We start from the raw sequence: 22,947 nt of genomic DNA on the forward strand, positions 1-22,947 counted from the left end.
GGTTCGTCGATGCAAACACACAAACGCTATAGGGCCAGCAAGCCCTATAGCGTTACCTGTTTGCAGTCAATACACCGGAGAATCTCCGGCCTTGGCATGCGTACTACTTGATTTCAACCTTGCCGCCAGCGGCTTCAATCTGCTTCTTGATAGCCTCGGCCTCATCCTTGCTCACGCCTTCCTTGATGGGGGCGGGAGCCCCCTCGACCAGATCCTTGGCCTCCTTCAGACCAAGAGTGGTAACAGCCCGGACTTCCTTGATCACCTTGATTTTCTGATCACCGGCATCGGCCAAAACAACGGTAAACTCGGTCTGCTCCTCAGCAGCCGGAGCGCCCGCGCCATCACCAGCAGGCGCAGCTGCAGCAACGGCCACGGGAGCGGCTGCGGAAACGCCAAACTTGTCCTCCAGCTCCTTGATCAGCTCGGAGAGCTCAAGGACGGACATATTGGAGATAAATTCAATTACTTCTTCCTTGCTTACAGCCATGGTCTTTCCTCCTGAAACATTCGGTTGCACGAAAGGTCGTCAAACGACCAATCACTGAATCACTGATTTTCCTTCTGCTCTTTGACTGCAGTCAACGCATACAACAACTTCTGGGGCACGGCGCTGAGTACCCGGACAAAACTGGTGGGAACCGCAGACATGGTGCCAAGCAGTTTGGCCAAGAGCTGCTCGCGGCCCGGCAGTTTGGAGAGCGCCAGCAACTCGGCCTCGCTGATCCGCTTCCCTTCCAGATCGGCCGCCCTGATGGCAAAGGTCTCAGCAAACTCCTTGGCAAAGGCGGCCACCACCTTGGCTGGGCCCACCTGCTCATCAAAGCCAAGGGCCACCATCGTAGTGCCGGTCAGCGTATCGCTCAGGTTTTCGTAGGGCGTATCCCGGACTGCGATACGCAGGAGGGTATTTTTGGCAATCTGCACCTGCGCATCTTGCTCGCGAAGGTTTTTACGCAGCTTTTCCAGCTCGGAAACCTTCAGCCCCCGATTCTCGAGTACCATGGCGATTTTGGCCCTGGCAAACGAGCCCTTCAATCCGCTGACTACTTCGTTTTTCTGGTTACGATCCAATGTAGGCCTCCTGTTGCAAACGGGAGCCAGTCAAAAAGAGCAGAATAGAAAGACAATGGCCGAATGCATCAGACTCCGGCCTGGCCTCGGCAGGTGGCGCTCTATGCAACCATTAAACCTAGGTGCCTGCTGTCTTTGACCTTCCCCAAAAAATGAACTCCTCAAACTATGCAAACGGGCTCCGCCTCAGCGCGCAGCCCGGTGAAAACCTAGGCCGCCTTGATCCGGCCGCGCACATGCAGGGGATCGATCTTGATGCCAGGCCCCATGGTGCTGGACAGGGAGATGGCCCGCAGATAAACGCCCTTGCTCGTTGCCGGCTTGAGCTGAATGAGCCTGTCAATCAAGCTCAGAATATTCTCCTGCAACTTCTCGCTGCCAAAGGACACCTTGCCGACAACCGCATGAACGATGCCAGCCTTGTCAACACGGAAATCCATCTTGCCTTTCTTTATTTCCGCCACCACCCGTGCGATGTCAAAGGTGACAGTGCCAAGCTTAGCATTGGGCATCAGATTGCGCGGCCCCAAAATCCGGCCAATCTTGCCAACCTCACCCATCATGTCCGGCGTGGCGATGGTTTTGTCAAAATCCAGCCACCCCTCCTTGATTCGGGCAATCAGCTCATCGGAACCGGCAAAATCCGCCCCGGCATCCAGCGCTTCCCTTTCTTTCTCGCCTTTTGCGAAAACCAGCACTCTGGCGCTCTTGCCGGTGCCATGCGGCAGGATCACGCTGGAACGCACCATCTGATCCGCGTGGCGCGGATCAACGCCCAGGCGCACCGCAATATCCACCGATTCATCGAACCTGGCGCATTTGAGCTTGACCACCAAATCTGCCGCCTCGTTCAGATCATAGAGCCTTGAACGCTCAATTCCCGCAGCAGCATTTCTGTACAACTTGCCATGTTTGGGCATTGGAATCTCCTTTTCTCCCTGTCATTGCCCAATGGCAGCAACACAGGTACCAACGAAGTTAAGTTACTGCACTACTGTTATACCGCAGCTTCTGGCCGTGCCCTCGACGATGCGCATGGCCTGTTCAATACCATAGGCATTCAGGTCGGCCATCTTGGTTTGCGCGATCTCGCGGATTTTTTCCCGACTCAACTCAGCCACGCGTTCCTTTTTCGGATTGCCGGAGCCCTTGGCCAGCCCCGCCGCCTTCAGCAGAAGGACCGATGCGGGCGGCGATTTGGTAATAAACGAGTAGGAGCGATCCGCATAAACCGTAATAATCACCGGGATTACGGTATCCCCCAAGGCCTGCGTCTGCGCATTGAAGGCCTTGCAGAAATCCATGATATTCACCCCATGCTGACCCAGGGCCGGGCCAACTGGCGGCGATGGATTCGCCTTGCCTGCCGGAATCTGCAACTTGATATATGCCTGAATCTTTTTCGCCATGACTTGCTCCTAAAAGACAGCCAGCGCTAGCTTTTGCTTACCTGGATATACTCCAGTTCCACCGGGGTGGAACGTCCAAAAATGGTCACTATGACCCGCACTCTGCCCTTATCGGGATAAACCTCATCAATTTCTCCCTGAAAATTGGCAAAGGGCCCATCAGTCACCCTGACCTGATCACCCACATTAAAGATAATTTTGGGCTTGGGCCTGCTGCTGCCCTCTTCGATGCGACCGATAATTTTTTCGGCCTCTTCGTCAGTCAGAGAAGGAATTTTCTTATAAATTTCACTGTCATTACCGGCACTGCTCATATTCACGCCCACAAAGCCGGTTACCCGCATTGTTTCCTGAACTGTGTGCCAGGAATACTGCGTCATCTCCATATTGACCAGGATATACCCGGGGAAAAACTTCCGCTCCGAGGTCTTGCGGGAGCCCTTGACCATCTCCACCACCTGCTCGGTGGGGATAAGGATGTCGCCGAAAAGCTCTTCCTGATGCGCCGCCTTGATCCGCTCTTCCAGGGAAGACTTGACCTTGCGTTCAAAACCGGTATGCGTATGGACAATGTACCATTTTTTTGCCATGGACAGCCCCCACGCTCAAATCGTGCCAAAATTCAGGATAAAGGTCACCACCTTGCCCAACAGCAAATCAACCGATCCCAGGAAAAAGGAAAGAAACATGACCAGAACCAGCACAAAGCAGGTCAGGCCGGCAGTTATCTTTTTTGCCGGCCAGACAATTTTCTTGAACTCGGCAAAAACTTCATGGAGGAACTGGCTTATGGCAGTTGGGGTGAAAGCGGAACGCTCACTCGAATCATCCACTGTTTTACCGGAATCTGTCCCCGAATTTTTCCCTTTATTTATTTTCCTTGCGGCCATGAGAAGAGCTTCTCCCTCCAGCTGAATCTTACTCAAAGACCTCGCATGCATTCATGGCAGGCCAGGAGGGACTCGAACCCCCAGCCCTCGGATTTGGAGTCCGATGCTCTACCATTAGAGCTACTGGCCTGCACAATCACTTGGTTTCCTTGTGGAGCGTATGCTCCCGGCAAAAGGGGCAATATTTCTTGAGCTCCAACTTTTGCGGGAGGGTCTTTTTGTTTTTGGTGCTTGTATAGTTACGATGCTTGCATGTCTGGCAAGCAAGAATAATGTTGTCTCTCATTTTGCGCCCCGCCAGAGTAGCAGTAGCCGGGCCTAGGCCCGGCTACCCTTAGAAATCAAAACCAGCCGCCATCTTCTAGAGGAACCGGCTCGAGAGCTGCCGCCTCACTCGAGAATTTTGCTGACGACGCCGGCGCCTACCGTGTGACCGCCTTCACGTATGGCAAAGCGAAGGCCTTCCTCCATGGCGATCGGCGTGATCAACTCCGCGGTAATATGCACATTGTCCCCAGGCATAACCATCTCAACCCCTTCCTCCAGCGTACATACCCCAGTCACATCCGTTGTCCGGAAGTAAAACTGCGGACGGTACCCGTTGAAGAAGGGCGTATGACGCCCGCCCTCCTCCTTCGTCAGAATATAGGCCTCAGCCTGGAACTTCTTGTGCGGCTTGATCGAGCCCGGCTTCGCCAGGACCTGACCCCGAACCACTTCCTCCCGCTTCAGACCGCGCAGCAACGCGCCGATGTTGTCCCCAGCACGCCCCTCGTCCAGCAGCTTGCGGAACATCTCGACACCGGTGCACGTCGTCTTCACCGTCTCCCGAACACCCACAATCTCGACTTCATCACCAACCTTGATGATCCCGCGCTCAACGCGTCCCGTCGCCACCGTGCCACGGCCGGAAATCGAAAAAACATCTTCCACAGGCATCAAAAACGGCTTGTCTATCGGACGCTCCGGCTGGGGTATGTAGCTGTCAACCGCATCCATCAGCTCCAAAATCCCCTTGATCGCCTCAGGATCCTCAGGGTTGTTCAATGCGTTCAGCGCAGAGCCCTTCAGAATCGGAATCTCGTCCCCAGGAAAATCATACTTGCTCAGAAGCTCCCTGAGCTCCATCTCAACCAGCTCGATCAGCTCCGGGTCATCCACCATGTCGCACTTGTTCAAAAAGACGACAATCGCTGGCACTCCAACCTGACGCGCCAGAAGAATATGCTCCCGCGTCTGCGGCATCGGCCCGTCCGTCGCCGCAACCACCAGAATGGCCCCGTCCATCTGGGCCGCTCCCGTGATCATGTTCTTGATGTAGTCCGCGTGCCCAGGGCAGTCAACATGGGCATAGTGCCGCTTGTCCGTCTCGTACTCAACGTGGGAGGTGGAAATCGTAATCCCCCGCTCCTTCTCCTCAGGCGCCTTGTCAATCGAGCTGTAGTCGATAAACTTCGCCAGACCTTTCTTCGCCAAAACCTGCGTAATGGCCGCCGTCAAGGTCGTCTTCCCATGATCAATGTGACCAATGGTTCCCACATTGACATGCGGCTTCGTCCGCTCGTATTTTTCCTTAGCCATTTCATGTCTCCCTGGACAATGTTCACGTTTCAATCGACCTTGTGCGATTGATAAAAAATGGAGCCCACGATCGGACTTGAACCGATGGCTTCCTCCTTACCAAGGAGGTACTCTACCACTGAGTTACGTGGGCCTGTCTTCAAAATTGCCTGTCTGAAAACTGGAGCGGGAAACGAGACTCGAACCCGCAACCCTCAGCTTGGAAGGCTGATGCTCTACCATTGAGCTATTCCCGCTTTACTGTTGTCCACTCCAGACCTTGGCCTGGTGGAGGGGGGAGGATTCGAACCTCCGAAGGCTTCGCCGGCAGATTTACAGTCTGATCCCTTTGGCCGCTCGGGAACCCCTCCACTTACCCAACAAACAAGCGCAAAGGTGCTTTTTGCCCTTTTTACGCCAAGAATGCAATAAAAAAATGGAGCTGGCGATGGGACTTGAACCCGCAACCCCCTGATTACAAATCAGGTGCTCTGCCAGTTGAGCTACGCCAGCCCTGAATTTGGTGCGTTTCCTACCGTATAGCCCAGGAAAAAGCAAGCCCTATCTCTGCCGACAAAAAAACCGGAGGCCTCGCAGCCTCCGGTTGCATGCCAGCCTGAAGCGCAGTGCCGTCCTAGCTGTTCAGGGGATTCTTTGCATAGGCAGATTTGCGGTACAGGTCAAAGGCATAGGCCTCTGTCCGGTATACAAGATGCGCGAACTTGCTGTACGGCAGGTACAGGAACATCATGGCAACCGAAACCAGGTGCCAGAAATAGAAAAAATAGCCGGGCAGCGGCAGATGGACCAAGCGGAGCAGTTCGGCACCCAGGCCGGTCACGCCGACCGCCGCAATGATCCAGATATAGAACCAGTCATAAAAGGTGTACCGGGCCTTGCCGGCATCTTCCATCTTCTTGCGATTCTGCCACAGCACCACGATGCCGTAAATCATGGCGACTGCCGCAATGTTCGCCAGCCACTTGACCGGATTCAGCATCGAAATGGGCCCGTGCAGCGAAGGAAAGACGATGCCGAAGACATCGTTCTTGATCACCGAATAGCAGGTCACCATGAACAGGCCGATAAAGGCCAGCATCAGCGGTTTGTGCCCGCGGATCCGGTCATTGTTCTCTTTGCATTCGTCAAAACGTTTGTGCTGCACGATTTCGACAATCGAGGGCCACAGGAACTCTTTCAGAAACTGACCAAGCGTGGGGCGGTAGGCGACGGTCTCCCGAGGCAGCGACTGGGCCATGCCCCTCCATAGGGTTACCGTGCCTTTGTAAAAAGACCACACCGCGATCGCCAGAGCGGCCAGCATGAACATATCAATGAACATGACGTTTCTATCCAGATACCGCCAGTCCCAGTGACCGAAGAAATGCTGATAGCCGGCTGTTGCGAATTCCTGCGCACTGGGCAGATGCATGCCGCCGGAAATCAGCCACAGCAGCAGGACGACGGTTGCCGGAATGGCAATCAGCTTCCACAGGTTATCCTGGGAAGCGCACATCCGGGCCAGAAACTTCGGCCAACCCAGCTCGGCGTACACATAGGCGCGCACAGCGCCCATGACATCGCCCGGCCGCGCGCCGCGGGGGCACATGGCCGTACAGTCCCCGCACTGATGACACAAAAACACATTGGGATCGTTGACCAGCTTATCCTTCAGGCCCCACTGGGCATAAATCATTTCCCGGCGGGGAAAGGGGCTGCCATCGGTTGACAGGGGGCAGGCGACGGAACAGGTGGCGCACTGATAACACTTCTTCAGCGCATCGCCACCAGCCTCCTTGAGTGAAGCGATAAATTGACGATCCGGCTGCACGTTAATTGACATGGGCTCCTCCTCTGACGAGCAGTATTGTTCTCATACCTGAATATTTTATGGGGCCCGGGGCTGGCGGACAACATAAGCGGCAGCCCCGGGCAGTACACGTCCGATCAGAAGCCTTTGAAGGGGTTGGGCCCCATGGCAACGATCTCTTCAACAAATTCGTCAATGATTGCCGGGACTTTGTCGTAGTCGGAAATGGCGACCTGACGCACGGCGCAGCGCTCCGGCTCAAGGCCCAAGGTGCCCAGCGTCTCACCGATGTTCTCCATACGGCGGTTGGCAATTTCCGAACCTTTGGCAAAGTGGCACTGATAATCGTCGCCGTACTTGCAGCCCAGAAGCAGTACGCCGTCCATGCCGGAAGACATGGCATCCTTGATCCAGACCATGTTGACCGAGCCCAGGCAGCGTACCGGGATGAAACGCACCAGCCTGTTCAGCTTACTGCGGCGCATGCCCGCCATGTCGAGGGCCGGGTATGCGTCGTTTTCACAGACAAACACGGCGATGCGCAGTTTTTCCTCGTCGTCGTCCGGCACTTCTATGGACTTGACCATGGAGCCAATCATATCGATGTTGTAATCGGCAAAGCCGATGATGCGCTCCGGACAGGCACCCATGCAGGTACCGCAGCGCCGGCAGCGGGTCGGGTTGGGCAGGGGCGTGCCCTTCTCGTCGTCGTCCAGCGCGCCGAAGGGGCATTCTTCCGTGCAGCGTTTGCACTGGGTGCAACGTTGAAAGAAGAAATCCGGAAAGCTCATGTCGCCGGAACGCGGGTGCACTGCGACGCCGCGATTGGTGGATTCGATGCACTGGATCGCCTTCAGGGCCGCGCCGGCGGCGTCGTCCATGGTCTCCTCCATGGTCTCCGCCTTGCGGACGCCGCCGCAGGCATACACGCCGGTGCGCCGGGTTTCGTAGGGGAAGCAGACAAAATTGGAGTCCGCATAGCCGTCGAAGAGATCCAGGTCGATCAGTGCCGGCCCCTGACGATAGGCCAGATTGACTTCAGGCTGGTTCAGCGTGGTCGGCACCATGCCGGCGGCCAGAACGACCATGTCCACGTCAATGTGCAGCTCATCGCCCAAAAGGGTATTTTCCACAGTAACCGTGGCCCCTCCGCCGCAGGCCTCGACCTTGGTCACCTGCCCCTTGGTCAGGAAAACGCCGTCCCTGTTCTGCATGGCCTTGTAGTACAGCTCGGCATGGCCGGGGGTACGCATGTGCTGATACAGGATATAGGCCTGACCGTCCGTCGGATGATCCTCGATCACGTAGTTCGCCTGCTTGAGGGCCACCATGGAGGTGACCGCGTTGCAGTAGGGGAAATCCTCGTCCCCGTCCTTGCCGCCGGGGCTTTGCACAAAGGCCACCCGGGCCGGCACCTGGCCGTCCTTCGCCAGCTTTTCGAACTCGGCATTGGTGACCACGCACTTGATGGCGCCATAGCCCAGATGCTCGTACCCCTGGATCTTGGCGGGCGTCCAGCCGGTAGCCAGCACCACGGCCCCAAAGAGTTCGCCTTCCGGATTCAGTTCGGTGTACGGCCTGAGGCCCTTGTTCGGATCCTCCAGCTCGCCCTTGGCAATCAGGTCCTGCTGGTCAACGGTGACCCGGGCAGGGGCATCCCACTCGGACTGCTGGCCGGTCTTCTTGTAGGTGACGTTGAATTTGCCCGGCGCGCCGGCAATACGGGCGACTTCCGTGCCAGTTTTGACCGTGATCCGCTCATTGCCGCTCACCTCGGCAACCAGCTTGCCGATAGAGGGCTCTTCCAGTTTGTCATAGGGGTAGGCCGTGGGGAACATCTTGCGCCAGCCCAGCGCCTTGCCGCCCAGCTTGTCGTCCTTTTCCACCAGGGTCACTTCATAGCCGGCAGCAGCCGCCTCGCTGGCTGCCGTCAGGCCGGCAATTCCACCGCCCAGGACGAGAATCCTTTTGGAAATGCTTTCCAGCCGGTACGGTTCGGGCAGTGCGGTTTTCTGCGCCCGGGTGACCGCCATGCGGACATAGTCCGAACCCAGTTCCTGCAGGAATTCGTCCACCTTGCCGTCTTCGGGTTTGTCGCCGGCAATCCAGGCGACCTGCTCGCGCAGATTACCGCGCACGGTGATGACGCCCGCTCCGAAATCAAACTCCTTCTGCATAACCCGGGGTGAGCAGCCGCAGATGACCACCGTGTTGACGTTCTTTTCCTTGATATCCTGCTCGATCAGGGCACGCCCCTCAGCGCCGCAGAGGCAGGGATGAGACTGCATCGCAATGCCGGTTTCATCGGCAACCGACTTCAGGCCATCCACGTCCAAAACTTCACCGATGCCGCATCCCGTGCAGAGATACGCTCCATATACCTTATCCATTGACCCAGCCTCCTTAACGCGCGATCTGAATGGCTTTCATGGCAGCCGCCGTGGACGACTGGCCGCTGGTATAGACGTCCACAGCCGATTTGGCACAACCGGCAGCGATCATGCCCTTTTCAGGCTCGGACACGACAAAGCCGTTGCCGTCCATCGTCAGTCCGAGGACTTGACCAGCCGGCCCGAGTGCGGGCTGCATGCCGGTGGCGAGGATGCACAGATCGACCTTCCGATTGATCTTGCTGCCGCCCAGGGCATCCTCGGCGGAAACCGTGACGCTGCCATCGCTCTCGGCCAGGATACTGGCGACCTTGCCCTTGATGAAGGTCGTGTTGGGGTCCTCCATGAACTTTGCGCGGAACTGCTCGTACTTGCCCGGTGTGCGCAGATCAATGTAAAAAACATAGATCTTGGCCTCCGGATACTGGGCGCGAATGTAGGAGATCTGCTTGAATGTGGCGATACAGCACACATAGGAGCAATGGTGGAGATGGTTCTCGTCACGGGAACCTGCACACTGGACAAAGGCGAAGGATTGCGGCTCCTTGTTGTCGCCCGGGCGCAGCAGCCTGCCCCTGGTCGGGCCGTTGGGCGCGACCAGACGTTCCATCATCATGTTGGTGATGATGGCCGGAGAGGTGTTGAAGCTGAGCTGTGTCAGTTTCGCGGGATCATAGGGATTCCATCCGGTTGCCCACACGATGGCAGCGACCTGCAAGGTAAAGGTTCTGGGTTGCATGTCCAGTTCCACCGCATTGTATTTGCAGGCCGCCTTGATGCTCTCCAGAGTTTTTTCGGAGCAGGCGTCCCTGTCCAGCACAAAGCGACGGGGATAGGCCATTTCATGGGGCAGGCGCACCGCCTTGACCTTGTTCATGCCGAAGTTGAAGGGGTCGTCGACCTCTTCCGGGCATGCGGCCGCACAATCGCCGCAGGCCGTGCAGTTGGCGTTGATGTAGCGGGGAGCCGTTTCCAGCTTGACCTCGAAGTTGCCGGGTTCGCCCGAGACCGAGACAACCCTGGTCAGCGTGTAGGTCCTGATCCTGCGGTTGTCCTTCAGACGTTTGAAGTTGATCTCCAGCCCGCATGTCGGGGGACAGAGTTTGGGAAAATATTGGTTGAGCTGTGCGACCCGCCCACCCAGGTAGGCATTTTTTTCGACAAGAAAAACCTCTTTGCCGACTTCGGCTGCTTCCAGGGCTGCGGTCAGTCCACTGATACCGCCACCCACAACCAAAACCGCACCGTTGCCTGCAGTGTCACTCATGCCAGACCTCCTCGTACTGCTGGTATTTAAAAAGGTGATTGCCGGTAAAAAGCATAACTTTATAAAATCACTTCATTTGCAATGCAACTCAAATCAAAAAGCCGCCCGCATAAAAAAACTCCAGACTCCACATAGGAGTCTGGAGTTGACACACTGCACTTCAAAGCGGGAGCAGTCTTAAATCCACGGCTCCGTCTCAATGATGTTGATGCACTTGACCTTCTCGCACTTCCACTCCTGAGTTTTGGGGTCAAAGGTGGAGTTGACGAAGCACTTCCAGTTCTCGTCATCGCAGGTCGGATAATCGGAACGATAGTAGAAGCCCGGATAACGGGATTCCTTGCGGAACTCGATGTGCCGGATGTGGGTTTCAACGCACCAGATGCGGTGATAGTTTTCCCATGCACGAAGCAGCTCGTGCAGGTCGCCGGCAGCCATCTTGTCCGCATCTTCACGCAGGAGCCTGAGCAGGTCCAGGCAGATGTTCAGCAGTTTGCCGGAGGTCATGTAATAGGTGGCCACACCGCCGCCGTACTCGTCCGTGGCCTTCATCAGGCGCATCATCAGACCGGCAGGCTTGCAGTAGTTCGGATTGACATCCGCTGCCGTGGAGGCGCCCTCAAACTGATGATACCGCTTGACCGGCGCATAAATCATGTCGGCCAGCTCCTGGGGCGTCTGGGCCAGTTCGGGCTTGAAGTCCTTGTGATCGCGGCAGTAACGGACCATCTGCTTGGCGGCGAGGCGACCCTCTGCATGGGAACCGGAGGAGAACTTGTGCCCAGAGGCACCCACGCCGTCGCCGGCGGTGAACAGACCGTCAACCGTGGTCATGCGGTTGTAGCCCCACTTGTACTGATGCGAACGCGGGCCATCGACTTTGGGCACCCAGTCCTCTTCGGGGCCGGAAGTCCAGATGCCGCAGCAACCGGAGTGGGAACCCAGCATGTAGGGTTCGGTCGGCATAATTTCGGAGCCGATCTTTTCCGGCTCAATGTTCATGCCAGCCCACAGACCGGCCTGGCCAACGGACATATCCAGGAAGTCTTCCCAGGCCTCGGATTCGAGGTGTTTCCAGAACTTCTTGATCTCCTTGTCGTCCTTGCCGGCTTCCTTCTGGGCATCCAGAAAGGCCTTCAGGGCCACGTCGGTCGCCATGTAGATCGGGCCGCGACCAGCCTTCAGTTCTTCCAGCATCAGGTGGTTGCGCAGGCAGGTCGGGGTAACCGGAGACTGGCCGTAGGGCATGTACTTGGCCAGCTCTGCCTTGGCAAAGTCGCCGCTGGCATAAAACTCTCCCAATCCATTCTGCACCTTGGCCTTGAACAGCAGGAACCAGGCGCCGACCGGGCCATAGCCATCCTTGAAACGGGACGGGGTGAAGCGGTTCTCCATCATGGTCAGCGTGGCGCCGACCTGGGCGCACATGGTGTAGGTGGAACCGGCGTTCCACACAGGATACCAGGCACGGCCCTTGCCTTCACCGGTGGAGCGCGGGCGGAAGATGTTGACCGCACCGCCGCAGGCCACCAGAATGGCCGTGGCCGTGAAAACATGCACCTTGTTCTCACGGGTGGAGAAGCCAACCGCACCGGCGATGGTGTTGTCCCTGTTCTTGTCCAAAAGCAGCTTGACGATGAAGATGCGCTCCAGAATATTCTCTTCGCCCAGGGCCTTCTTGGCCGGCTCGGCTACGATCGGCTTGTAGGACTCGCCGTTGATCATGATCTGCCATTTGCCGGTACGTACCGGCTGGCCGCCCTCACGCAGGGTCTTGGCCGGAGCGGCGCCATTCAGGTTGCTGCCGTCTTCGGCACGCTTCCAAACGGGCAGACCCCACTCCTCGAACAGCATGACGGACTCGTCGACGTGGCGACCCAGATCGTAGATCAGGTCTTCGCGGACAACACCCATCAAGTCGTTACGCACCATCTTGACATAGTCTTCGATGGCATTCTCGCCAATATAGGTGTTGATGGCGGAAAGACCCTGGGCAACAGCGCCGGAGCGCTCCAGTGCGGACTTGTCGACCAGAATGATCTTCATATCGTCCGGCGCCCATTTCTTGATCTCAAAGGCGGCGCCGCAGGCAGCCATACCGCCGCCGACGATCAGCACATCACACTTGTGCTCAACAATTTCCGGATTGTCTACGGCCTCGATCTCGCCCTTCGGTTTATTCGGTAATGCCATTGTCTGTTCTCCTTGTATTCTTCAGTGAGCTGGAAAGCGATCAGTGGAATCCGCAAACAAAATCACTTCGCCAACTTGGTCGGCTGGGGCAGTTCCTTTTCCAGGAACAGGGTATTGTCGTCCAGATTGCCGCCTTTCTGTCCGCCGTACTCGTTGGCAGCGCCTTCGGCCGTGGTGCGGATCGGGAACTTGAAGCGTTTGATATTGCCGTTTCTGAATTTGACAGTCCACATGATATCCGCAGAGCTGCGCATCGGGTGTACCTGGCCGCCCATCGGGACGAAGTCATCATAACCGCGAACGAGGATTGCGCCCTGCGGGCAGATCTTGACGCAGGAATAGCACTCCCAGCAGGCATCCGGCTCCTGATTGTAGGCCTTCATTTCGGCCTTGTTCAGCACCATCAGGTCGTTCGGACAGATGTACATGCAGGCGGTTTTGTCGCCGCCCTTGCAGCCGTCGCACTTTGCAGGATCTACGTAACTTGGCATTCAACTACCTCCTCACTTGGTTTTATCAGTTGATGACTCCCAACCCGGTCGTCATTTCCCTTGCGGGCATTCCCGCCTGCATAGTCCGGTTTCCGGAAAAGCAAGAAAAAAGCCCGTCTTGCTTGAACTTTTTTGCAAGGAACCGATCTGGGCCAAGGCCAGCGCACCTGCCCCGGCTCTGTTCTGTCTCGTTTAATTTGTCCGCCAAAGTATGTCAAGAAAAAATTGTCAAAACAGGGCTGAACAGTAAAACTTGAAAAAAGTATCAAAAGAAAAGATAAAAAAATCGGGGGGATTTTCGGGCCAGGGCAGACTGCCCGGCTCAGGTGTTTTCGACATCCTCAGCGCAGTGCGAACGCACCAGCACTTCTCTGGGTCTGGAGCCGTCAGCCGGCCCCACAATACCCTCACGCTCCATGAGTTCGATCATGCGGGCCGCCCGGTTGTAACCCACCCTGAGGCGCCGCTGCACCATGGAGATCGAGGCCACGCCGGTTTCCGTGACCACGGCCACGGCCTCGTCGTACTTCTCGTCGTATGCCTCGTCCTCGACTGGCGGCGCGGCCTGTTCGGGCTCTTCCTCCATGTCCTGCAGCACGCTTTCGTCGTACTCGGCCAGGCCCTGGCTCTTCAGATAGTCCACCAGGCGCTCGGTTTCCTGTTCGGAAATGAAGGCCCCGTGAATTCGCTGGAGCTTGGCCGCACCCGGCGGCAGAAAGAGCATATCGCCCATGCCCAGCAGATGTTCGGCCCCGGAGCCGTCCAGAATGGTACGGGAATCCACCTTGGAGGACACCTTGAAGGAGATGCGGGTGGGGAAATTCGCCTTGATGAGACCGGTCAGCACGTCAACCGAGGGCCGCTGCGTAGCCAGAATGATGTGCATCCCGGCGGCCCGGGCCATTTGCGCCAGCCTGGCGATGGAGGTCTCCACGTCCTTCGAGGCCACCATCATCAGATCAGCCAGTTCATCCACGATGATGACGATATAGGGCAGCGGCTCATCCGCCACATCGTTGTAGGATATGAAGGACTTGACCCGGCGCTCTTCAAGGAGGCGGTAGCGGCGCTCCATCTCGCGCACCGCCCAGAGCAGCGCCCGGCTCGCCATCTTGGCTTCCACCACCACCGGATGCAGCAGATGGGGGATGTCGTCATAGACCGAGAGCTCAATGCGCTTTGGGTCGATCATCAAAAGCCGCACTTCATCCGGCCGGGCGCGGAAGAGAATGGAGGCGATGAAGGCGTTGATGGCCACCGACTTGCCGGCGCCGGTTGCACCGGCAATGAGCAGATGCGGCATCCGGGCCAGATTCGCGACCACCGGCCGGCCCACCACGTCAAAGCCCAGGGCCAGAATCAGCTTGGAGCGGGCGCTCTGATACTCGTCGGCCAGCAGGATATCGCGCAGATACACGGTGCTGCGCACCGGGTTGGGAATTTCGATGCCGATCGCGACCTTGCCCGGAATGGAGCCGGCGACTCGAACCCGGTCCACCTTGAGCACCATCGCCAGATCGTCGGCCAGGGACACCACCCGGCTGATTTTTACGCCAGGGGCCGGCGAGAACTCGTAGGTGGTGACCACCGGGCCGGGGGAAATGCCGACCACCTCGCCCTGCACGCCAAAGGCCTGGAGCTTTTCCACCAGAATATTGCTGACCCTGTAGTAGTGCTCCTGATCCAGGCCGGTCTCGGCATGCGGATTTTCATCCAGAAGCTCGAGGGAGGGCAGGACAAAATCATCATAATTTCTGGCCGGGGCAGGTTGCGGCGGCTCCGGCCGGGCATTGACCACGGGGCGCTGCCGCACAGGCCCTGGCAGGGCGTTCCCCTCTTCGGGCCCATCCTCATCGCCCACCTCCAGCGCCTCTTCGTCGCCAGCCTCGAGGTCCCGGATCTCGGCCTTTGGCTTGACGGCAGAAGGCTCCTCATCCGCGTATGCATCGCCCAGGTCTTCGTCTTCCTCAGGCTGCCCTGCCTCAGGCTGCCGCTGGGGCTGCTCCCGAGCGGGTTCCGGCGTCCCCTTCCAGATGCCGCTCCAGGGCGCGGCCTCCCCAGCTTCCGCTTCGGCAGCAGTCTGCTGTTCGGCCGCCGCCGCGGGGGGTGCCGGCCTGCGGCAACCCAGCATCTCGGCATCTTCCGGAGACAGGGCGGGACGCCGCCTGGGCTCCGGACTGCGCCCGGAACCCGTGGGCCGCTCCGGCTCGGCCTTTGCCTGTTCCGCTCTTCCGGATGAGGCCCGCCGCCTGTTGGGCCGGCTGAAACGCAGGGCAGACAGGGAAAGGCGCATGGCCGCCATCAGGGACACGATCCCGAGCAGGACCAGCGCCATGACCGTGCCGGCCGTGCCAAGCAAGGCCGTGCAGAACTGCCAGATCAGCGCGCCCAAATAACCGCCGGGCCTGAGCGCCTGCGCCGCGCCCACGCCGGGAAAGGCCCCGAAAAGGCCCGACGAAGCCAGGGCTATGCCGCTCATGCCCGCCAGCAGATGGGGCAGCCGATGTTCGCATGTCCTGCCCCGAATCACCCGGATGGTCCGCACCACCAAAAGCGCCAGCGGCAGAAAGGCGGTCAAACCGAAAAAGGAGAGCAGATAGTGGGCGGTGTAGAAGCCCAAAACGCCGCACCAGTTGTCATGCGGCTCCTGCATATGGGACTGGGCGCCAAAAAGCGGCAGGAGGTAACTGGTCAGACTGAGCAGGAGCAGCAATGTGCAGAAAAGGAAGAGCAGCGAGGCAAGCTCGTAGCGGCGTCCCGCCCTTCCGGGCTGGCTTGAGGCCAAGGCATCCATACGGAACAAGTGCGATCAGGACCTAGGAAAGTGCCGGTCTGGCGCCCTGCATGCCGTCCAGAATCCCGTTGATAAAGGACACCGAAGCGGCAATGGAGTAGCGCTTGGCGATTTCCAGCGCCTCGTTGATGGCCACCTGGGCCGGCACCTCGTCACAGAAGCGCAACTCATAGGCGGCAATGCGCAAAATGGCCCGGTCAACCATGGGCATGCGCTCCAGCCGCCAGTTGTGCGAACGGGCCGCAATCTGGGCGTCCAGCTCGGCCAGACGCTGGCACACGCCACTGGCGAGTGTCCGGGCATAGGGCAAGGCCGCCCGGCTGCCTGGCATGCCCACGGCAAAGTGTCGGCCAAAGGCGTCAAAGGCCGCGGCCGCCTCCGCTTCCGTCATGTTCAGTCTGCCCAGCATGTCACAACTGAAGAGGAACTGGAGCGCCAGCTCGCGGGCGATGCGTCGTGGTCCCATACTGCGTCGGCAAAATCAGCTGGCCGCGTCCAGGCCGTCCAACAGGTTGGCCATCTCCAGTGCCGCCACCGCCACATCCGCGCCCTTGTTGCCCGCCTTGGCACCGGCACGCTCAATGGCCTGTTCAATGGTGTCGGTGGTGAGCACCCCAAAGAGAATCGGCACGCCGCTGGCCAGCATCACCTGGGCCACACCCTTGGCCACCTCGCCCGCCACATAGTCGAAATGGGGGGTAGCGCCGCGAATCACCGCGCCCAGGCACAGCACGGCGTCATAGCCGCCGGATCTGGCCATCTTCTGCGCAACCAGAGGAATCTCGAAGGCGCCGGGCACACGGGCCACCACGATGTCGTCCGGGTTCACCCCGGAACGGGTCAGGGCATCCAGTGCGCCGGCCAGGAGCTTTTCCGCAATAAAGGAATTGAAACGGGCGACCACAACTGCAATCCTGCGGCCGTCGCCCCTCAGGGCGCCTTCTATATACTTCGTCATTTCCGCCTCCTGGAAAACATTGTCTCAAAAAAAACCATGCTCGGCCAGAAAGGCCGCATCCAGCCTGCTGCCCGGCTGGTTTGTCTGCCCGGCCAGCAGTTTTTCCACATATTTGCCGATAATGTCCACCTCTATGTTCACCGTGTCGCCCACTGTCAAAAGACCCAGCACGGTTTCCTGCAGGGTGTGGGGAATGACGGCCACGGAAAAGCCCGTCTCGGAGCAGTCGTTCACGGTCAGGCTGACGCCGCTGACGGCAATCGAACCCTTGGCCACCACATAGCGGCTCAAATGCCTGTCCAGAGCAAAGGTGAACAGGGTGAAATCGCCCAGGGCCCGGCGCTTCTGCACCCGGCCCATGCCGTCAATGTGGCCGCTCACCAGGTGCCCGCCCAACCGGTCAAGGGGCCTGAGCGCCCGCTCCAGATTGACGCGGTCGCCCACGCGCAGGCCGCCCAGACAGCTCCGGTCCAGGGTTTCCGGCGACACGTCGGCAGAGAAGCGGCGCGCCTCGATGTGCCGTGCTGTCAGGCAGACGCCGTTCACCGCGATGGATTCCCCTTCCCTGGGATCATCCAGGGAAAAGTCCGGCACCACGGTCAGCACCGCGCCGCCGCCAGCCGTGCGGCGCTCCACAATCGTACCCAGCCCCTGAACAATGCCGGTAAACACTTATCAGTCCCGCTCCAGCGCCACGGCCTTCTGCCGCAGCTCTTCGGCCATGCGGGCATGCCTGAAATTCTGGTGGATGCCCGCTGCCGCCCGGTAGGAGTCGGCGGCCTTGGCCCGCTCGCCCTGCGCCAGATACGCCTCAGCCATATGTTCCAGCGTTTCCACCGCGCCCTTGGGATTTTTCATCAGACGGTAGTGCTCCAGCATGTCATCCAAAATCGCAAGCGCCCGGTCGAGCTGGCCCAGCTTGCGGCAGCACTGCATCATCTTCTTGTTCAGGGCGAGCTGGGAAAAGCTGTCATCCTCCTCCACGCAGATCCTGTAGGCCCGCTCGTAGTTGGCGAGCGCCATCCCATACTCTTCCCTGCCCATGCAGGCGTCACCCAGCCGGTCTGAGGCATTGGCCATGCCTGCCCGGTCGCCCCGGTCTTCATAACCGTGCATGGCGTTGTGAAAGCCCATGGCAGCCCGGGCGTAATCGCCCCGCTCCAAAAAGCCCCTGGCCTCCAGGTACTCCAGATAGACGGGATCGTCGGGATCCCTGTTCTCTTCAACCCGCCTGTCCGGCATGGGGCCAAGACTCGAAAGCGGCTGCAAATGTTCGGGCGCCTTGTTGGCTGTCATGATTGTTCTTCCTGATGAATGAGTTGAAGCGCTTCTTCCGCGAGCTGCGCCACGGTAGTGGCGGTGAGGCCGCCCCTGTCCGGCACCATGACCGGCGTGGGATCGTGGGTCAGGCCCATGATCTGCAGCCCCGCCTCCCTGGCGCCGATACGGCCCAAAAGCCGCAGGGCGAGAGCGCGCAGCACCGGATCCTTGTTGGCCAGCACCGGGAACAGCGAATAAAAGGGCAAGGCGCGAATCGTGTCGGGCCGCTTGTCCGCAATTTCGGCCAGACCCCACAGCACCGCCTCCCGGGTACCGGGGTCGCCCATGTAGGGGAAAAGATGGCGGGCAAAAGCCCCGTAAATGTCCGGCCGGTTGGCAATAATGGCGCCAATGGCCTCCACCATGCCCCAGGAGGAGGAGGCGGAATCGGAGGCCGACTCGAAGAGCCGGTGCAGCAGATCCGCCACCGGGCCCGGGTCGAGGCTGGCGCCCGCGCCGCAGACCTGCCCCAGAATCCAGGCGATTTTGTAGCGCTCGCCCGCCTCCGGCGTGTAGAGCAGCCGCTGCAGGAAATGCAGGGTGCGGTGGTCGTCCAGGTAGAGGGCAACGAGCGCCTCCACGTCGCCTGCCCGCACCAGCCGCTGCACACCCGCCTTGTCGGCCCGTTTCTTCTGCCGTTTCGGATCCAGCCTGGGCGGTGGCGGCACATGCGCTCCCGCCGGCACCGCCCGCGGGGCTGTCTCCGGTTGCGCACCAGCGCCATGGGCCCTGGCAAAATGGGCCGCCAGTTCGGCCAGGCCCCTGTGCAGACGCACGAAGAACAGCACGCCACGCACCGCACGGCCATCCAGAAAGCGCTCTGGAACAACCTGATGCGTCACCTCGTCATAGTTGTCGAGCTGGCCGGTCAGGTAGTCGTCTTCCGGCAGCAGATCCCAGGCCAGATCCCAGTTGCCGCCGCAGGCGTTGACCAGGCACTCCACCATGGCCGCGCCCACGTTGTGGCCCGTGGTCTCGGACACATACACCGCCCCGCATTCACAGCGGCCCAGGGGGAATTCCCGCATGCTCCGCTCCTGTGCATAGCCGGGCCGGCCCACGCTCATGCCGCAAAAGGGGCACCAGGGTCTGAGCGGCTGTTCCTTCGCCGTGCTCATTGCAGAGCCTTGGCCTTCAATCCATCACTGAAACGGGGATCCACGCTGTAACCCAGTTCCCGCGCGCGCTCCAGATGGTGCAGGGCCTCCTGGTATGCCCCGCTGAAGTACAGCGCCACCGCCAGATTGTTGTGCGCCATGCCCGAATCCGGGTCCAGCTCGACGGCCTGCCGGGCGGCCTGCACCGCCTTGGCGTCTTCCTGCTGCATGGTGTAGGCCGAGGCCAGATTCAGCCAGGCGGTAATCAGCCTGGGGTCGATTCTCGTGGCCTGTTCATAGCTCTCGATGGCCTCGGCCGCATGCCCCCGCTGCTGTTCGATCAGGCCGATATTCACCAGGGCCTCGGCCATGGTCGGAGAAATCTTCAGCGCCCGGCGATTCAGCTCCAGCGCCCGGTCATAGTCGCCGCGGCCAAAATAGATGGCGCCCAGATTGACGATGCTCTCCATGGACTGGGAATCAATCTCGATAGCCTTTTCCAGCTCGCGGATGGCATCTTCGCTGCGGCCTGCCCGCAGGTAGATCAGACCCAGCATGTGATGGGCCATGACATTGTCCGGCTTTTCCGCCACAATCTTTTCCTGCTCCGCAATAACATCCTGAATATTCGATTCTTTTACTGCCTCTGCCATCTCGTTTTCCTTGCGGGATTTGTTTCTCTGTTGTCGCCTCAGACCAGTCTGTCCCGTCCCTCTTCCCGGGCCAGCACCCGCCGGGCCACGGTGATGTCCTTTTTGATCTGCCGGACCAGGGCCTCCGCATCGTCGAACCGCCGTTCTTCCCGCAGGTGCCTGAGCAGATCGATACGCAGCGGCCTGCCGTAAATGTCGGCCTTGAACTCGAAAATATGGGTTTCCGCCACCACGGTCTTTTCACCAAAGGTCGGATTCCTGCCGATATTGGAGATGCCGCCGTAGCGCCTGCCGTCATAGATGACCTGGGTCACGTACACGCCCCGCCTGGGGCAGAGGTCGTCCTCCAGAATGCGGAGATTGGCGGTCGGAAAGCCCAGGACCTGCCCGCCGCGCTGCCGGCCATGCTGCACCTCGCCCCGAATCTGGTAATAGCGGCCCAGAAGCGTGCGCACATCCCGCATCTTGCCCTCTGCCACCAGAGTGCGGATAACCGTGCTGGAGACCAGCCGGCCCTGCATGTAAAAGGCCGGCACCACCTCCACGCTAAAGCCCCTGGCCGCGCCCTGGGCCTCGAGAAACGCCGCATTCCCGACCCGATTCCTGCCCATGGCGTAGTCGTAACCCACCACGAGATCGGTCATGCCGAGCCGCTCCAGAAGGATTCGGTTGACAAAGTCTTCCGCACTGGTGGCAGCCATGGCCCGGTCAAAGGGCACGATCAAGAGCTCATCCACACCCGCCCGCTCAATCAGCTCGATTTTCTGTTCCGTGCTCGAAATGAGGCGGATGCCTTTGGGGCTCAGCACCTTCAGGGGATGGGGCTCGAAGGTGACGGCAAGGCTGATGCCGCCTGCAGCCCTCGCCCGGGCGACGACCCGGGCAAAAAGCTGCTGGTGGCCCAGGTGCACGCCATCAAAGTTGCCAATGGTCACATAGATCCGGGCGGGCCGGGGAGCCAGTTGCCCGGGGCTGGTATAAATTTTCATGCCCTGTCTGCTGCCGGAAAAATGCGGAATGCGCTTGTCCGCGTTTCTTCTACCCTGTTTCCGGCAAAGTGGCAATATTCATGCTTTGATGAATTTCCGGCACTGATAATAATCCAGATACCAGTCCACAAAGCGCTGCACACCGGTTTCTATGGGCGTATCCGGCTGAAAACCGGTGTCGCGCACGAGTTCGCCCGCATCGGCCCAGGTGGCTGGCACATCACCCGGCTGCATGGGCAGGAAGTTCTTCTCCGCCTTGCGGCCCAGGCAGTCCTCCAGTACCTCGATGTAGCGCAGGAGCCGCTCCTTCCTGTTGTTGCCGATGTTGTAGACGCGCCAGGGGCAATAGCTGGTGGCCGGGTCGGGCGTCTGGCCGCTCCATTCGGGATTGGGCGCCGGCAACCTGTCCATCACCCGGATCACGCCTTCGACAATATCGTCTATGTAGGTGAAATCCCTTTCCATATCGCCATTGTTGAAAACATTGATGGGCCGGCCTTCCAAAATGGCCCTGGTAAAGAGAAAGAGGGCCATGTCCGGTCTGCCCCAGGGGCCATAGACCGTAAAGAAGCGCAGCCCGGTCGCGGGCAGGCCAAAAAGGTGGCTGTAGGTATGGGCCATGAGTTCGTTCGCCTTTTTCGAGGCCGCATAGAGCGAAACCGGATGATCCACGTTGTCGTGCTCGGAAAAGGGCATCTTCGTGTTCGCGCCGTACACCGAGCTGGACGAGGCAAAGACCAGATGCCTGACCCCGGTATTGCGGCAGCCTTCCAGAATGTTGCCGAAGCCGACCAGATTGGTGTCCACATAGGCGGCCGGGTTGATCAGCGAATGGCGCACACCCGCCTGGGCCGCCAGATTGACCACCACGTCGAAGCGGCCATCTGCAAAGAGCCGGGTCATGGCCTCGCGTTTGGCCATGTCTTCCTGCACAAAGGTGAAGGCCCTGTGCGGCAGCAGCTCGGAGAGCCGGTCGCGCTTCAACTGCACCGAATAGTAGTCGTTCAGGTTGTCCAGCCCCACCACCGTCCGGCCTGCCGCGAGCAGGCGCTTGCTCAGGGCATGGCCGATAAAGCCGGCTGCGCCGGTCACCAGAATTTTCTGCATCCTCTGCTGCTCCCCATCCTGCCCGGATTGCTGCTGTTCCTGTATCATCTCCGCCTGTTTCGCTCCTGAGCTGTCCTGATTCATCGTTCTCCTGTCCTGCACCGTATGCGGCTCCACTGCCGCGGTTTCCCCGAGCGTGCCCGTGGCCGGCACTTCCTGCCCCTTCTCCGCCGTCGAGCCGCCAAAGCCCCGGAAGGGTTTCCGGGCAAAAATCGCCACCGCCCAGATGCTGACCTCGTAGAGCAGCATAATCGGCAGGGCCATGAGGCACTGATTGATCGCATCCGGGGTCGGCGTCAGGATGGCAGCCGCCACAAAGGCGATCAACACCGCATATTTCCGGTTTCTCGCCAGCAAGGCCCGGTTCACAAGCCCCACCTTGCCCAGAAAAACCATGAGCACCGGCAGGTCGAAAATCAGGCCAAAGGCCAGAAAGAGCCTGAGTGCCAGCGAAAAATATTCCTCCACCGCCGGCATGGCCACCAGCCACTCGTTGGCATAGCCGATAAGAAAGCGGAAAACCGGGGGAAAGGCGATAAAATAGCCGAACACCGCGCCGCCGGCAAAACACAGGCTCGCCACCAGCGTAAAGGGCAAAAGCACCCGTTTTTCATGGTGATAGAGCCCCGGCGCGACAAAACGCCAGATTTGCAGCGAAATAACGGGACTGGCGCAGACAATGGCCGCGGTGAGGGCCAGCTTCAGGTAAAAAAAAACCCCGCCTGATAGGAGGTGAAGATCAGGCTCTGCTGTCCGGGCAGCACCCTGAGGAGCGGCTTCAGAAACCAGGCGGACAGCTCTTCGGTCACGGTCGAGAGCAGGACAAATGCGACCAGAACCGCTGCCAGGGAAATCATCAGACAGGAACGGAGCTCTGCCAGATGCGAGGTCAAGGGCTGTTGTTCAAATTTTTCGCTTGCGCTCATGACAGTTCACTTAAATTGA

General features: G+C 59.3%; 22 protein-coding genes, 5 tRNA genes and 1 pseudogene. All 28 read right to left on the reverse strand.

The features are described 5' to 3' along the window. Nucleotides 1-103: 103 nt before the first annotated feature. Nucleotides 104-490 (reverse strand): 50S ribosomal protein L7/L12, encoded by a 387-nt coding sequence (gene rplL, locus CAY53_RS10865; protein ID WP_104937116.1) that lies wholly within the window; start codon nucleotides 488-490, stop codon nucleotides 104-106. Between the two features lie 59 nt (nucleotides 491-549). Next, nucleotides 550-1,074 carry a 50S ribosomal protein L10 gene (rplJ, locus tag CAY53_RS10870; RefSeq protein ID WP_104937117.1) on the reverse strand — a complete coding sequence of 175 codons (525 nt, stop codon included), beginning with the start codon at nucleotides 1,072-1,074 and terminating at the stop codon, nucleotides 550-552. A 209-nt stretch (nucleotides 1,075-1,283) separates the two neighbouring features. Next, nucleotides 1,284-1,994: a 50S ribosomal protein L1 gene (rplA, locus tag CAY53_RS10875; protein ID WP_104937118.1), complete on the reverse strand. Its 711-nt coding sequence runs from the start codon at nucleotides 1,992-1,994 to the stop codon at nucleotides 1,284-1,286. 63 nt (nucleotides 1,995-2,057) lie between these two features. Next, nucleotides 2,058-2,483 (reverse strand): 50S ribosomal protein L11, encoded by a 426-nt coding sequence (gene rplK / locus CAY53_RS10880; protein ID WP_104937119.1) that lies wholly within the window; start codon nucleotides 2,481-2,483, stop codon nucleotides 2,058-2,060. Nucleotides 2,484-2,509: 26 nt separating this feature from the next. Continuing rightward, a complete protein-coding gene (gene nusG, locus CAY53_RS10885) occupies nucleotides 2,510-3,073 on the reverse strand; it encodes a transcription termination/antitermination protein NusG (RefSeq protein ID WP_104937120.1) in 564 nt (187 codons plus the stop codon). Between the two features lie 15 nt (nucleotides 3,074-3,088). Further along, nucleotides 3,089-3,373 carry a preprotein translocase subunit SecE gene (gene secE, locus CAY53_RS10890; RefSeq protein ID WP_104937121.1) on the reverse strand — a complete coding sequence of 95 codons (285 nt, stop codon included), beginning with the start codon at nucleotides 3,371-3,373 and terminating at the stop codon, nucleotides 3,089-3,091. A 54-nt stretch (nucleotides 3,374-3,427) separates the two neighbouring features. Beyond that, nucleotides 3,428-3,503, reverse strand: a tRNA-Trp gene (locus tag CAY53_RS10895). A gap of 6 nt (nucleotides 3,504-3,509) precedes the next feature. Further along, nucleotides 3,510-3,659: a 50S ribosomal protein L33 gene (gene rpmG, locus CAY53_RS10900; protein WP_104937122.1), complete on the reverse strand. Its 150-nt coding sequence runs from the start codon at nucleotides 3,657-3,659 to the stop codon at nucleotides 3,510-3,512. Between the two features lie 104 nt (nucleotides 3,660-3,763). Continuing rightward, nucleotides 3,764-4,954, reverse strand: a complete 1,191-nt coding sequence (gene tuf, locus CAY53_RS10905; protein WP_104937110.1) for an elongation factor Tu — start codon at nucleotides 4,952-4,954, stop codon at nucleotides 3,764-3,766. A 58-nt stretch (nucleotides 4,955-5,012) separates the two neighbouring features. Next, nucleotides 5,013-5,087: transfer RNA gene (locus CAY53_RS10910), tRNA-Thr, on the reverse strand. Between the two features lie 28 nt (nucleotides 5,088-5,115). Next, nucleotides 5,116-5,190: transfer RNA gene (locus CAY53_RS10915), tRNA-Gly, on the reverse strand. 29 nt (nucleotides 5,191-5,219) lie between these two features. After that, nucleotides 5,220-5,304, reverse strand: a tRNA-Tyr gene (locus tag CAY53_RS10920). Nucleotides 5,305-5,370: 66 nt separating this feature from the next. Next, nucleotides 5,371-5,446 (reverse strand) — tRNA-Thr (locus CAY53_RS10925). Nucleotides 5,447-5,567: 121 nt separating this feature from the next. Next, entirely contained in the window at nucleotides 5,568-6,776 is a 1,209-nt protein-coding gene (gene qmoC, locus CAY53_RS10930; protein WP_104937123.1) for a quinone-interacting membrane-bound oxidoreductase complex subunit QmoC, read from the reverse strand. Nucleotides 6,777-6,880: 104 nt separating this feature from the next. Further along, nucleotides 6,881-9,133: an FAD-dependent oxidoreductase gene (locus CAY53_RS10935; protein WP_104937124.1), complete on the reverse strand. Its 2,253-nt coding sequence runs from the start codon at nucleotides 9,131-9,133 to the stop codon at nucleotides 6,881-6,883. Nucleotides 9,134-9,146: 13 nt separating this feature from the next. Beyond that, nucleotides 9,147-10,400, reverse strand: a complete 1,254-nt coding sequence (locus CAY53_RS10940) for a CoB--CoM heterodisulfide reductase iron-sulfur subunit A family protein (RefSeq protein WP_104937125.1) — start codon at nucleotides 10,398-10,400, stop codon at nucleotides 9,147-9,149. A 177-nt stretch (nucleotides 10,401-10,577) separates the two neighbouring features. Continuing rightward, the gene (aprA, locus tag CAY53_RS10945) at nucleotides 10,578-12,593 is read right to left on the reverse strand and encodes an adenylyl-sulfate reductase subunit alpha (protein WP_104937126.1); all 2,016 of its coding nucleotides are present in this window, start codon (nucleotides 12,591-12,593) and stop codon (nucleotides 10,578-10,580) included. A gap of 62 nt (nucleotides 12,594-12,655) precedes the next feature. After that, nucleotides 12,656-13,084: an adenylyl-sulfate reductase subunit beta gene (aprB, locus tag CAY53_RS10950; RefSeq protein ID WP_017866012.1), complete on the reverse strand. Its 429-nt coding sequence runs from the start codon at nucleotides 13,082-13,084 to the stop codon at nucleotides 12,656-12,658. A gap of 322 nt (nucleotides 13,085-13,406) precedes the next feature. After that, nucleotides 13,407-15,878, reverse strand: a complete 2,472-nt coding sequence (locus tag CAY53_RS10955; RefSeq protein WP_104937127.1) for a DNA translocase FtsK — start codon at nucleotides 15,876-15,878, stop codon at nucleotides 13,407-13,409. A gap of 22 nt (nucleotides 15,879-15,900) precedes the next feature. Further along, complete coding sequence (gene nusB / locus CAY53_RS10960; protein ID WP_104937128.1) at nucleotides 15,901-16,344, reverse strand: transcription antitermination factor NusB; 444 nt, start codon at nucleotides 16,342-16,344, stop codon at nucleotides 15,901-15,903. A gap of 15 nt (nucleotides 16,345-16,359) precedes the next feature. Continuing rightward, nucleotides 16,360-16,836 (reverse strand): 6,7-dimethyl-8-ribityllumazine synthase, encoded by a 477-nt coding sequence (gene ribH, locus CAY53_RS10965; protein WP_104937129.1) that lies wholly within the window; start codon nucleotides 16,834-16,836, stop codon nucleotides 16,360-16,362. Between the two features lie 24 nt (nucleotides 16,837-16,860). Further along, nucleotides 16,861-17,508 (reverse strand): riboflavin synthase, encoded by a 648-nt coding sequence (locus tag CAY53_RS10970; protein ID WP_104937130.1) that lies wholly within the window; start codon nucleotides 17,506-17,508, stop codon nucleotides 16,861-16,863. Nucleotides 17,509-17,511: 3 nt separating this feature from the next. Then, complete coding sequence (locus CAY53_RS10975) at nucleotides 17,512-18,132, reverse strand: tetratricopeptide repeat protein (protein WP_104937131.1); 621 nt, start codon at nucleotides 18,130-18,132, stop codon at nucleotides 17,512-17,514. After that, nucleotides 18,129-19,274, reverse strand: coding sequence for a DVU0298 family protein (locus CAY53_RS10980; RefSeq protein WP_104937132.1), 1,146 nt, complete (start codon nucleotides 19,272-19,274; stop codon nucleotides 18,129-18,131). The genes CAY53_RS10975 and CAY53_RS10980 overlap by 4 nt, the downstream gene beginning before the upstream one ends. Continuing rightward, the gene (locus CAY53_RS10985; RefSeq protein ID WP_104937133.1) at nucleotides 19,271-19,906 is read right to left on the reverse strand and encodes a tetratricopeptide repeat protein; all 636 of its coding nucleotides are present in this window, start codon (nucleotides 19,904-19,906) and stop codon (nucleotides 19,271-19,273) included. The genes CAY53_RS10980 and CAY53_RS10985 overlap by 4 nt, the downstream gene beginning before the upstream one ends. 38 nt (nucleotides 19,907-19,944) lie before the next feature. Continuing rightward, entirely contained in the window at nucleotides 19,945-20,895 is a 951-nt protein-coding gene (locus CAY53_RS10990) for a bifunctional riboflavin kinase/FAD synthetase (protein WP_104937134.1), read from the reverse strand. 78 nt (nucleotides 20,896-20,973) lie between these two features. Then, nucleotides 20,974-22,002, reverse strand: coding sequence for an NAD-dependent epimerase/dehydratase family protein (locus CAY53_RS13985; RefSeq protein ID WP_181040468.1), 1,029 nt, complete (start codon nucleotides 22,000-22,002; stop codon nucleotides 20,974-20,976). A 297-nt stretch (nucleotides 22,003-22,299) separates the two neighbouring features. Then, nucleotides 22,300-22,928: pseudogene (gene tatC / locus CAY53_RS13990) on the reverse strand (twin-arginine translocase subunit TatC); the annotation flags it as partial. Nucleotides 22,929-22,947 lie beyond the last annotated feature (19 nt).

Source organism: Desulfobulbus oralis (assembly GCF_002952055.1).
Classification (GTDB): Bacteria; Desulfobacterota; Desulfobulbia; order Desulfobulbales; family Desulfobulbaceae; genus Desulfobulbus; species Desulfobulbus oralis.